This window comes from Bdellovibrio reynosensis (genome assembly GCF_022814725.1).
GTDB classification, from domain to species: Bacteria; Bdellovibrionota; Bdellovibrionia; order Bdellovibrionales; family Bdellovibrionaceae; genus Bdellovibrio; species Bdellovibrio reynosensis.
This window is the reverse complement of the sequence record NZ_CP093442.1, coordinates 128820-141825: the sequence shown is the minus strand read 5'-3', so window position 1 is coordinate 141825 and position 13006 is coordinate 128820. Positions and strand designations below refer to the sequence as shown.

Annotated in this window: 9 protein-coding genes; 8 read left to right on the top strand and 1 reads right to left on the bottom strand. The window is 44.3% G+C overall.

From position 1 onward, the window contains the following. Positions 1-17 precede the first annotated feature (17 nt). Together rph and rdgB are read left to right on the top strand one after the other, a co-directional pair. A complete protein-coding gene (gene rph / locus MNR06_RS00685; RefSeq protein ID WP_243537908.1) occupies positions 18-749 on the top strand; it encodes a ribonuclease PH in 732 nt (243 codons plus the stop codon). Between the two features lie 11 nt (positions 750-760). After that, positions 761-1369, top strand: a complete 609-nt coding sequence (rdgB, locus tag MNR06_RS00680; protein WP_243537907.1) for an RdgB/HAM1 family non-canonical purine NTP pyrophosphatase — start codon at positions 761-763, stop codon at positions 1367-1369. On the opposite strand, the gene MNR06_RS00675 is transcribed toward rdgB, so the two are convergent. Next, positions 1370-2617, bottom strand: coding sequence for a 3D domain-containing protein (locus MNR06_RS00675; RefSeq protein WP_243537906.1), 1248 nt, complete (start codon positions 2615-2617; stop codon positions 1370-1372). Positions 2618-2943: 326 nt separating this feature from the next. Here MNR06_RS00675 and MNR06_RS00670 point away from each other — a divergent pair, with 326 nt between their 5' ends. The 6 genes from MNR06_RS00670 (at position 2944) to MNR06_RS00645 (ending at position 13006) form a co-directional block, all read left to right on the top strand. Next, on the top strand, positions 2944-3888 hold the full coding sequence (locus MNR06_RS00670) for a ribose-phosphate diphosphokinase (protein WP_243537905.1): 945 nt from the start codon (positions 2944-2946) through the stop codon (positions 3886-3888). A 92-nt stretch (positions 3889-3980) separates the two neighbouring features. Beyond that, the gene (locus tag MNR06_RS00665) at positions 3981-4619 is read left to right on the top strand and encodes a 50S ribosomal protein L25 (RefSeq protein ID WP_243537904.1); all 639 of its coding nucleotides are present in this window, start codon (positions 3981-3983) and stop codon (positions 4617-4619) included. A gap of 218 nt (positions 4620-4837) precedes the next feature. Further along, a complete protein-coding gene (gene pth, locus MNR06_RS00660) occupies positions 4838-5401 on the top strand; it encodes an aminoacyl-tRNA hydrolase (protein WP_243537903.1) in 564 nt (187 codons plus the stop codon). A gap of 32 nt (positions 5402-5433) precedes the next feature. Further along, complete coding sequence (ychF, locus tag MNR06_RS00655) at positions 5434-6534, top strand: redox-regulated ATPase YchF (RefSeq protein ID WP_243537902.1); 1101 nt, start codon at positions 5434-5436, stop codon at positions 6532-6534. Positions 6535-6579: 45 nt separating this feature from the next. Beyond that, the gene (locus MNR06_RS00650; protein ID WP_243537901.1) at positions 6580-8031 is read left to right on the top strand and encodes an amidase; all 1452 of its coding nucleotides are present in this window, start codon (positions 6580-6582) and stop codon (positions 8029-8031) included. Positions 8032-8203: 172 nt separating this feature from the next. Continuing rightward, positions 8204-13006: an RCC1 domain-containing protein gene (locus MNR06_RS00645; RefSeq protein WP_243537900.1), complete on the top strand. Its 4803-nt coding sequence runs from the start codon at positions 8204-8206 to the stop codon at positions 13004-13006.

The window sequence follows — 13006 nt, the reverse complement described above, 5'->3', positions numbered from 1 at the left end:
TATTTAGGAGGTCTTTCATGCGTGTTGACGGCCGTCTTTTTGATCAACTTCGTCAAATTAAAATCACTCCAAATGTATCTGAGTACGCTGAAGGCTCTTGCATTGTTGAGTTCGGAAAAACCAGAGTTCTTTGCACAGCCACTTATGAACCTAAAGCCCCGCAATGGCTTGTTGGCACAGGTGCTGGCTGGGTGACGGCTGAATACGGCATGCTACCACGCTCTACACACACTCGTATTAAACGTGATAAATCTATGACTGGTGGTCGCACCCAAGAAATTTCAAGATTGATTGGCAGATCTTTAAGAGCGGCTGTTGATTTGAAGGCTTTGGGTGAAAGACAAATCATCGTCGACTGCGATGTTCTTAATGCTGATGGCGGAACAAGAACAGCCTCAGTAACTGGCGGTTTTGTGGCTTTAGCTTTAGCTGCTAAAAAGCTTCATGACGTCAGCGAAATCAAAGCTTTCCCTTTGATCAATTACGTTTCTGCGATCAGCGTAGGTCTTCATCAAGGAAATATTCTTTTAGATCTAAACTATGACGAAGATTCTGCAATCGGCACTGACATGAATTTTGTAATGACTGACAAAGGTCATTTCGTAGAAGTTCAAGGTACAGCAGAACACGTTCCATTCACACGCGAACAATTATTTGAAATGATGAGTGTCGCACAAAAAGGTTGTACGGAACTATTCATTCATCAAGCCGCTGTGGTTGGCGACATTTTTAAATTAGCAAACAGATAGGAACCGCGAAGATGGAGTTATGGATCGCCACTGGCAATAAAGGCAAACTAGCTGAATACAAACTTCTGTTAAGAGAGATTGCTGACTTAAAAGTATTTTCTCAAGGCGATATTCCATCCTTCACTCCCCGTCCTGAAGACGGCAAAACTTTTGAAGACAACGCGCGCATCAAAGCTAAAACTTTGCGTGCTGTGAAAAACAACGTCTGGGTTTTAGGTGAAGATGCGGGCCTAGTTGTAGAAGGCCTTAATGGTTTACCAGGTATCCATTCTGCTCGTTACGCAGGTCCGAAGGCTTCTGATAGCGAAAACGTTTCTAAGCTTTTAAAAATGATCACGCTTAAACCAATGCCAAATAAAAACGCGAAGTTTGTAGCAACAACTGTGATCTATTCACCCACTGGTGAAGAATGGGTATTTACCGGGGAAATGAAAGGGACGATTGCTTCTAAGCCAGCGGGCCTTCATGGTTTTGGTTATGATCCTGTGTTTGTTCCTGAAGGACAGACAAAAACTTTGGCAGAACTTGGTGATGGGTTTAAAACTCAACATTCTCACCGTGCCCAAGCCCTTAAGGCGTTTTTAGAGCGCCTTAAGGAAACTGGACAGATGCCTAATTAATTATTCAATAGGTTCTTGAGGCAAGCCTGGGAAGGCTCTTGATTTAAGAACCTGTTCTGCGCGCAAGCCCGTCAATCTTACAAACGGAACTTGAGTTCGTTTATCAGCTAAACCCAATTTCTTAAATGGGTTTGAGTCTGATTTATGCGAATAAGTTCCAGAGTAGAAATCAAAGCGACCTCTGCCTTTAATTCCGTGGCCCATATCGCGAATTACAAAGTAACCTGTATGTTTAGAACCGTCTGGCAGCTGCACGCCGCGAACAGAGTTAACATAAATCACATCACCCGGTTTATAGATATCAAGGTCTGCAGCCAATGTGTAAAATGGATCTAAGCAATAGCTTTTCACGCCAAACCCAAAGCTGCATTTTTGATTCGTGATTTCTGTAAATGCACCTTTTTTGACGACATTGAACTTACGCATCGTATTGTTCTGAACAACACCACAAGAACCTTCAAGGCGGCACGTTTTATAAGTACTAGTACAAACCATTGTCATCACACGCCCAGATTTATCAAAAAGTGGTGCTACACGAGGACATGCACTTTTATCTTCGTTAAGAACCGCAAAGTAGTAAATCGTCGGAGTCACAAAACCTTTTTCGGCAATCGTGCCTGGCGATTGAGATGAACCTGGTGCAGGAACATCCACTGGAGGATTTTGTTTTTGTTCGTTCTGTCTATCTTGTTCTGCTTTTCTGCGTTTTTCTTCTTCTTGGCGACGTAGTTCTTCTTGTCTTCTAGCTTCCTCTTGTTGTCTTTTTAGCTCAGCTTGTTTGCGCGCTTCTTCTTGACGACGTTTTTGTTCTTCTAACTTTTTTTGCTCGTCTTCTTGGCTGCCTTGTTTGTCGTCGGCTTTTTGCTGATCGTCTTGATTTCTATCTTCCGTTGACTCATCAACAGTAGAATCATCTTCTTTCACAGTGTCGTCATTAGTTTCAGAATTCTCTTTAGATTCTTCGCCGATTTTCTCGTCATCAATAACAACTTCTTCATTTCTTTCGTTATCACTAGCAGAATTTTCACCTCTAGTAACAGTATCACCTGAATCTTCGGTTTCTTCGACGTTACGGTCACCACGACGGTAGTTTGAATTTCTATCTACTTCTAGTTCCGGCAGTTCGTCAGCAGTGGCAATGGTACTTTTTTGTTTGCCTGCTAGCTGAGTAATTTTACCTTCAGCGCAGCCCATAAGGATGGTCATCATCGTGATCGTCAATGTGATTTGAAAAATTTGGTGTTTCATAAGAAGCCTCCTATGCTTCGACTTGGAGTGATCTTAAAGGAACAAATAAAATTAGGTGGTGCTTTCTTGGAACCTTGAAAAATAGGAAAAACCAGCGCCGTAATTTGTCTCTGCATCGAGGTGAAAACGAAATAAACATGAAGCCAGAAACAAAACCCCGTAGAACTTTCAGACAGAGTGAAAAGTGCCCTTTTTTGGCTCAGATTTTAGAGTCAAAAACGCTGCTTGGAACGTCGCCATAAATAATTTTTTTCGAAATGTGGACAAAGGGTTTTTGCCTTGTTAGGGTTTCGAAACTGCACTTTTAACTCAGGAGACTACGAGTGATGAAGGGCCTAAAAATCTTTACCGCCAATGCCAATCCGACCCTGGCAAAAAAGGTAGCCGAAGCAGCTGGAGTAGAGCTCGGTTACTGCGAAGTAAGCACTTTTGCCGACGGGGAAATCCAAGTAGAAATACATGAAAGCGTTCGAGGACAGCATGTCTTTGTAGTACAAAGCACCTGCCCCCCTGTGAACCAAAACTATATGGAGCTTTTTGTGATGCTCGATGCTTTACGCCGAGCTTCTGCTGCCTCCATCACTGCTGTGATCCCGTATTACGGGTATGCCCGCCAGGACCGTAAAGTGGCTCCGCGCGCGCCGATCTCTGCTAAGCTTATGGCCGATCTAATTACGACGGCTGGGGCTGACCGCGTGGTTTCAGTCGACCTGCATGCCGCCCAAATCCAAGGTTTCTTTAACGTTCCAGTGGATCACTTATTTGCGATTCCGACTTTATCTCGCGCTTGGCGTGATTCCCATGGCCACGGCAGCGAATTTGTCGCAGTGAGTCCAGACGCCGGAGGGGTGGAAAGAACCCGCGCTTTTGCTAAACGCATTGAATCCTCTATGGCTATTATCGATAAACGCCGTTCTGGCCCTAATGAGGCAAAAGCTTTGCACCTTATCGGGGATGTGACTGGGAAAACCGCGATCATCGTTGATGATATGATCGATACGGCTGGAACTCTTACACAAGCTGTTGACAGTCTAATTAAGAATGGTGCAAAACGTGTGTTCGCCGTTGCAACCCACCCGGTTTTATCGGGTCCAGCGATCAGTCGCTTGAAGGAAAGCCCTATTGAAAAAGTATGGGTGACCGATTCGATCCCGCTGACGGAAGCAGCGAAGAATTGTGGCAAGATCGAAGTTGTTTCAGTAGCCCCGGTGCTAGCTGAAGCGATCAAGAGAATCCACGGCAATGATTCAGTAAGCTCCCTTTTCGACTAACTGAAATTGCACTTTTAACTTTAATTTACGTGCTCCCTTAGTTGGGGGCATTTTTTATTAACATCCTCTATCGGACTAGAAGGAAAAATATCATGAAATCAAGAATCGACTTGAATGTTGAAGCTCGCGAAACTGGTAAACACAACAGCCGCGCTCTTCGTAACTCTCGCAATGTTCCTGCAGTAATCTACGGTGCAGTTGAGCCAATCAACGTATCTGTTAGTGAAAAAGAAATCGTTAAGTACAACACTCGCGCTTACGAGAATGCTCTTTTCAATCTTAAAGGGAACGTAAAAGGTGCTGATGGCATCGTAGTTCTAATCAAATCTGTAGACGTACACCCACTTACTCGTCGTCCACAACACGTAGACATGTACGCTCTAGACCTTAAAAAAGCGGTTCGCGTTAACGTTGAAATCCGTCTTGAAGGTAAAGCAATCGGTCTTTCTGAAGGCGGTTTGTTGAACGTAGTTACTCGTACTGTTGAGGTTGAGTGCTTACCAACTGAAATCCCTGAATTCTTCACAGCTGACGTTTCTAACTTGGGCGTAGGCGATGCTCTTCACGTATCAGACATCAAAGTTTCTGGTTCAGTGAAAGTTATCACTGGCGCAGAGCAAACAATCGCGGTTGTTTCTGCTCAAGAAGAAGAAGTTGTTGCTACTCCAGCTGCAGCTCCTGCTGCTGCCGCGGCTCCAGCTGCTGCTGCAAAAGCTCCTGCGAAGAAGTAATTCTTTACAGCGAAAACTTGAAAAAGACGAAAAAGGCAGTTCCAATAGGACTGCCTTTTTTCGTTTCAGCACTGTAGAGGCTGATCAAAATGGTCCAAATGCAAGGCGGAAGGATATCCTCGCAGCGCAGGCGTACTTCTAGTACGTCGGAGCGAGAAGATATTCTTCCAACGCAGTCAGTTGGGCCTTTTTCATCAGCCGCTTCGATCGGAGATTTTATGTGGATGGTTGTTGGTTTGGGTAATCCTGGTGGTGAATATAAACTCACTCGACATAACATTGGGTTTATGGCCGTTGATTTTTTCATGCAGGGCCTGGGCAATCCCACTGTAAAGAACCAATTCAAAGCAGAGATCGCGCAAGTGAAGTGGAAAGAGCACAACTTGCTATTCTGCAAACCGCAAACCTACATGAATCTTTCTGGGGAATCGGTGCAGCCTCTAATGGGTTTCTACAAAATCCCGATGGATCATCTGATTGTTATTCATGATGAGATTGATCAGCCCTTTGGCCAAATGAAGATTCAAAAAAACCGGGGGCACGGCGGCCATAACGGCATTAAGAGTGTCTCGGGCCTATTAGGCTCTGCTGACTATATTCGCCTTAGATTGGGCGTAGGACGCCCTGAAAACCCGAATATCCCCGTTCCTGACTATGTCCTAGGTAAATTCACAAAAGATGAATTCGCAAAAATGCCGGATTTCTTGAATAAAGCCAATGATGCCATCGAAAGTATTATCCTCGACGGAATTCAAAAAGCTTCGACAAAATTCAATGGTTAGGCTAGATTGCAACCTCTGAATCGAGGTTTTTCATGGCTTTACAAGTCGGTATTGTCGGCTTACCAAATGTGGGTAAATCAACGCTTTTCAACGCATTAACTTCTGCAAAAGCGGAAGCAGCGAACTACCCTTTCTGTACAATTGATCCTAACGTGGGTGTCGTGACAGTTCCCGATCCACGCATGGATAAAATCACTGGATTCATCAAACCTCAAAAAGTCATCCCAACAACGATGGAGTTCGTGGACATCGCGGGTATCGTAAAAGGTGCTTCCCAAGGTGAAGGTTTAGGTAACCAATTCCTTTCTCACATCCGTCAAACTGATGCCATCGTTCACGTGGTTCGTTGTTTTGACGATCCAAATATCGTGCACGTATCTGGATCAGTAGATCCCATCCGTGACATTGAAATCATCAATACAGAGCTTTTGCTAGCAGACCTTGATTCTGTGGATAAGAAATTTGCGCGCATCGAAAAAATGGCGAAAAACACCACAGATAAAAAACTTAAAATGGAAGCGGAAGTTACTAAAAAAGTAAAAGAAGCTTTGGGACAAGGTCTTCCTGCCCGCGCGGTTACTTTAGATGACAACGAAGCGCCCTTCTTGCGCGACATGCATCTATTAACTGCAAAACCAGTACTTTACGCTATGAACGTGTCTGATACAGATTTCGCTAATGGTGGTAACGATTGGACGAAGGCTGTTGAAAAACGTGCGGCTGAAGAAAACAACAAAACTATTTTGATTTGTTCTGCGATGGAAGCTGAGATCTCTCTTCTTCCGCCTGAAGAACGTAAAGAGTTCTTAGAAGCAATGAACGCTGAAGAGCCAGGTTTGAATCGTTTGATCCGTGAAGCTTACGCTTTATTGGGTTTACAAACTTACTTCACAGCAGGTGAAAAAGAAGTTCGTGCTTGGACAATTCGTGCTGGAACTAAAGCACCGCAAGCTGCAGGTGTGATCCACACGGATTTTGAAAAAGGTTTCATCAGAGCTGAAACTTATCACTGTGAAGATTTGTTCTCGTACAAATCAGAACAAGCGGTAAAAGAAGCAGGTAAATACCGCCTTGAAGGTAAAGAGTACGTAGTGAAAGACGGAGATATTTTGTTCTTTAGATTTAACGTATAGGAGAAAGGGAGCACTAAGCTCCCTTTTTAGTTTATGAATGAACTATTGAAATTGTCCGCGTTAGAAATTGCTAGCAAAGTAGCGAAAAAAGAAGTTTCCCCGACTGAAGTTATTGAAGCGCACATCGCGCGTATTGAAGAAGTAAATCCTAAACTCAACGCCATGGTTGAAGATGATTTCGTGCGTGCTCGTAAAAAAGCGCATGAACAAACTGATCTTGTGGCGAAAGATAATTCGGATCTGCCGCCGTTATTTGGTGTGCCTTTCACGGTTAAAGAAATGTTTGCTTACGAGGGCATGAAGCGCACCGGCGGCAGCATTCATCATAAGAATGATGTGATGAACTGGGATTCAACTTTAGTCACGCGCATGAAGGTTGCGGGGGCTATTCCGCTTGGCACGACCAACGTGCCTGAACTTGGTTTTTGGTTTGAAACCTTTAATCCTGTGTATGGACGTACGAACAATCCATATGATCTTGGCAGAACGCCAGGGGGCAGCAGTGGTGGTGAAGGTGCCTTATTGGGCGCTGGTGCCTCGCCGATCGGTTTAGGAAGTGATATCGGTGGCAGTATTAGAATGCCTGCGTTTTTCTGTGGAGTCTTTGGTCATAAGCCTTCTCGTTATTTATTCCCGTTAACTGGTCACTTCCCGTTTGGTCAGGAAGATTTCTTAGAGCTATCAGAAGATAAATACCCTTGGACATCAACGGGGCATTTAACTCGTAAAGCTTCAGATCTTTATCCGCTGACTAAGATTTTAATGGGTGCTGATCAGTCAGATATTTACACTATGAAAAATCCAAGCCTTGATGAACTTACTAGCGAATGGGCTGGCAGAAAGATTTTAATCTGCCCTGAGCCTGCTTTTCATCGTGCGCGTGGAACTGATCAGGAACTAGCACAAGTCGTGCGTAATTGCGGGAAGTTATTTTCTGAATTGGGCGCTGAAGTTGAAGAACTAGATCCAAGATTCTTCGTGCGTTCAGCTGAACTTTGGTTTGCAGCGCTTAAGCATTCAAAACGCACAAACTTATATGAACTTTTAATGGGGCCAAATCAGCATCTTTCTGTCGGAAAAGAAATTTTAAAATTAGCTGTGGGTAAAGGGGATTACACTTTGCCAAATCTAATTGTCTCTTTGACTGAAATCTTTGATAAAAGCAAAAAAGATTTTAGTGCCGAGATGGCTGATTTATACAAAATGAAAGCTGATCTTGATGCGAAACTGGGTGATAATGGAATTTTATTAATTCCTCCTCACCCGCGAGTCGCACCAAAACATCGCCAACCTTTGTGGTCGCCGTTTGATTTTATTTATACTGGAATCTTTACGACCCTCGGGAATCCCGCGACAGTGGCACCTACGGGGTTGAATGCTGAAGGCATGCCTTTGGGAATTCAGATCGTTGCAAAACACATGAAGGATCACTTAACGATTTCTTGTGCTGAACTTATCGAACAAACCTTTGGTGGATGGACCACGGCAAAGCCCTAAATAATTAAGCTGCACTTAGCAGAAACGACAGGTTGTGAGACAGACTCGTGTCAGTCTGTTTCACTGCCTTAAGTTGATACGTTTCCCTCTAAAAACACCCTGATTTTGATCATGATTTTATCAATTTCCCTCTTCATTCAACCGATAAGTAAAGGAGAGATTTTGAGGAATTATGGGCAGATTACAAGCACTTATAGAACGGCTTTGGGGTTCCATGCGAACCTATGCTTTGCTATTTGTGTGTTTTGTTTTAGCTGCCTGTAGTGCTCCGAAAGCTGAAGACTATCAAGCTAAAGAGAAAATTGAAAAGCCAACTGGAAGTATTAACATCAACGATGGAGCTGCTTCAACAACAAGCCTTGGCGTTACCGTCAAACTTTCATCTTCTGTAGCAACTGAAATGTATGTCACTAATACCGCCAAGTGTACCGGCGGCGGCGCTTGGGAAACTTTAACTTCAAGCAAATCTTGGACACTTACAAAAACTGGTGTCAGCAATACGATCTATGCAAAATTTAAAGACGCTGCCGGGATTGAATCAAATTGTTATTCAGCTTCAATTACTCACGTGGTGAGTGGAAGTTTTTCTTTAGCCTCCCCTGCATCGACGACTTACATCAATTCAAGCAACGTTGCTAACTTCACTCTCATCGGTGGATGCGTGAACGAAGGACAAAACGTCACGATCAAAGTCACCGGTTTTACTGATCAAACAGCTGTTTGCACAAATGGCGCTTGGACTAAGACTATGAATTTAACTTCCCACGCCGATGGAAGTGTCACCTTCACTCTTACACATTCTGATTTAGCTCCCCTTTACCGACCCTTTAGAAAAGACACGTCAGCACCCACCGCAAGTACTTTTGCGATTGCCGGGGGCGCACCTGCAGTTTCAAGTTTAAATACGACTTTAGCTATGACTGCGACAAATGCTGCTGAGATGTATATTTCTAACACCTCTTGCAGTGCTGATGGTACTTGGGAAACTTTTGCGACATCGAAAAATTGGACGTTGGCTACTGCAGATACAACTAACACTGTTTATTTTAAAGTGCGCGATCTTGGTGGGAATGAATCAAACTGTCTTAATGATTCAATCTTACATGATTCCGTGGTACCGACTGTGACCATTGGTGCGCCGGTTGCGGGAACGTGGATTAATAATATCAATAATGCCGCATTCGCGCTCAGCGGAACTTGTTCTGAAGTTGGCGCCACGGTTAATTTAAGTATCACCGGCCAAAGTTTAACCAACAGTGCAACCTGCTCTGCTTTAAATACTTGGTCTGTTTCTTGGAATTTATCTACGCTTGCTGATAACGCTGCTACACCTTATCAGATTATCGCGACCCTTTCCCGCCCTAGTGGCAATCAAGGAACAGGCTCAAAATCTTATTATAAAGATGTCGTATTACCGACGGCTCCCACCTTTAGTAATTTACCAGCCCTATCAGCCAATACGACGAATATCACAGTCAGCAGTGCGGATGCGACCCACTATCGATATTTGATTATTGAGCCTGGCGATATTTCTACTTGCACTGATACGACGGCGGCATTTAGCAGCGACAGCCTGCTTTCAGCCTCGCTTGTTTATGCACTGACCAATCAAGGTGGTTATAAAGTTTGCGCGCGCTCAATAGATGCCGCTGGTAACGTGTCTTTAGCGGTCACTGCAGGGGCGTGGACTCGTGATACTCAGGCACCAAGCGTTTTAGCGGTGTCCGCTAGCAATGCTGATGGCACTTACGATGTGGCATCGGTTATTACCGTTAAAATTACTTTCGATGAGGCCGTGATCGTCACTGGTAACCCGACCTTGACCCTTGAAACTGGGACTGTGGATCGCACGGCTACGTATTCGGCGGGTTCAAATTCCAAAACATTGTCATTCACATATACCGTTGCCACCGGTGATGCTGCTGCAGATTTAGATTATGTGGCGACCACGTCATTAAGCCTTGCTGGTGGAACGATTAAAGATGCTAATAATTTTAATGCGATTTTGACTTTGCCTGCTCCTGGGAATGTGAATTCCTTAGCGGGGCAGAAAAATATTGCGATCGTCGATGCTGGCAACCTAGTGCCGACTTTGTCTGATTATCCCACCGGGAATTCTTCAGATACAAGCCTCTATGTTGGCGTCAGTGGTGGGACCATCACTCAATATAAATACGCAATCATCACCTCTGGTTCTTGCGCTTCGGCGACCTTTTCAGCTGCCACACCCAAAACCACCCGAATCACAGCTTCGCTGACGGGCTATGCTGATGGAAGTAATATGAAACTGTGTGTGGTTGGTGGTAATGCCTCTAACACTTTTCAAAATAACAATTCAGCGACTGTGGTTTCTTGGGTTAAAGACGCTCGAGTCTTTGCTTCCATCACTTCGCCAGCGCAAAATCGCGTGGTCGAAGGTGGGGCAAATCAAATTATCACAATCTCTTTAAGTGCTGCCAAAGCAACTGATGTGACGGTTTATTATCGAATCGGTGGGGATGCCGTTAATCCAACCCATCATAATTTAGCCAACGGCAGTGTTGTTATTTCGGCGGGTTCTACCTCTCAGACAGTGACTTTAAGTTTGCCTGAGAATGCCGTTGCCGATGGTGAAAAGCTTCTTAACTTTCATATTACGGGGGCGATTCCTTCTGCTGGAGTTACGTTAGATAAAAACTATCAAGCTCAGTTTTATATCAGGGATAATGATTCTGCTTTTAGTGTTTCTAAATTCGCTATGGGTAGATCCCATGCTTGCGCTATCACAAGCGACAATGCTTTAAGATGTTATGGGCATAATTCCTATGGCCAAGTGGGCGATGGTACAAACCTGTTTAAAGAAACAGGCGTGATTATTAAGCCGGGCACTTCATTTGCGCAAGTAGCGGTTGGCCATAGTCATACCTGTGCAGTGACTACCTTAGGTGCACTTTATTGTTGGGGAGATAACTCTAAGAATCAGCTTGGTGACACCACGTCCTCTCCTAGCAACGTTCCTGTCGCCATTGATATAGCTAATAGTTATTTGTCTGTTTCAGCAGGTGCTAATCATACTTGTGCTATTACGACGACAAATAAGCTTCGCTGCTGGGGATATAATTTCTTTAGCAATCTTGGTGATGGGTCTAACTTAAATAGTTCATTACCTATAAATATCGATGCTGCAGAAAATTATTCTTATGTTGCCGCAGGCTCTGAATCAACTTGCGCCATCACTGTTGACGGATATTTAAAATGTTGGGGGCGAAACGCCAGTTCCCAACTAGGAAATGGCGGTTCCACAACAGTGACCTCCCCGACCGCTGTTGATGCTTCGGTTAAATATAAAAATGTCGCTATGGGATCAGGTCATGCCTGCGGAGTCACCTTAGCGGGTATTATGAAATGCTGGGGTGCTAATACAGTCGGTCAGCTTGGGAATAACTCCATTTTTTCAGAAACCACACCTGTAGAGATTGATAATCTAGTTACCTATAATGCAGTGACAGTGAATGACGATTCAACGTTGGATACCAATCAAGGCTTTACCTGCGGAGTGACCTTAGCAAATACTTTAAAATGTTGGGGACACAATGCGCTTATGCAGCTTGCTGATAATTCGACCACGAATAGACTGCTTCCTGTCGCTTCTGATTCTGGCACTTTATATTCATCCGTGATTGCTAGCGGTTCTCGCGCTTGCGGCGTTAGTACTGCGGGTGGATTAAAATGCTGGGGATCTTTGGATGGTGAAAAAACAAGAACTCTTCACCCACTGGGTTCTGGCAATGGTGGGAAATACTTTATTAATCGCTTTAAGAATATAAGTCTTGGATTTAATTTCCCAAGTTTTTCAGGCTACCCACATAGCAGCAGCGATGCGGCAAGCTTTAGCTGTGCAGTAGAAAGTAATAAGCTTTACTGTTGGGGAACGACAGATGCGTTAACGACAACGGGTGATGGAACTGGAAGCGTTTCCTATCGTAGACCTGCGCCTATTTGGATCGATCCAGAAACTCAGTATTCGTCTGTGTCCCCGTCCCATGTGTCAGATATGTGTGCCCTTGCCCTTGATGGTACTTTGAAGTGCTGGGGAAAAAATGATGCTGGTGAATTAGGATTAGTGACTAAGACTGCTGATGGCTTAGTTTATCGGCCTAAGATTGCTGATCCAACGGCGAAATATTCTTCTGTTGCTGTTGGATCTACTAACGTCTGCGGTATTACCCAAACTGGAATTTTAAAATGCATGGGTGAAAACGAGTATGGCCAAGTCGGTGATGGCAGTGCACCTTCCGATGTTGCAACGATGACTACTGTGGATCCTGGTGTGTCTTACCTATCAGTTGTAATAGGCCAAGCCCATGCGTGTGGAATCACTAGCGGTAATATTTTGAAATGCTGGGGGCAAAACACTGGAAGCGGTATTGTCGGCAACAACTCTGCTACGCAAGTGAATACTCCAACTGTGATCGACTTTGGTGTTCAATATAAAAAAGTTTCTGCAGGACCTTATTCTACGTGCGGAATCACGTTAGGAAATAAATTAAAATGTTGGGGCTTTGCTGGCACAAACAAGATTCTTGGATTTAACGATTCCGTGGATCGTCTGATTCCAACTTTAGTTGACAGTTATGATTATAAAGACGTTCAAGTGACAGAGACCCATGCTTGCGCTATTCGCAGTGATGATGAGCTTTACTGCTGGGGCCAAGCAAGAGCATTTGGTTATTTCACTGGGAATTTAGAAGCATTGCCGACGGCTGCAGTGGCTCCTGCAGTCAGGGTTGATACAGGTATAACTTATGGCACTCTTAACCTTCGCAGTGAATCGACTTGTGCAAAAACTTTGGGTGGTCAATGGCGTTGCGCGGGACGCTTCCTTGGCGATAATTTAGGGACTGTGGATAGTGGTCGCAACAACACTGTCAGTATAACTGCGGGTCAGTTTGGATTTCACAATCCTACATTCATCCACAAGGACCTTGGATTCTAG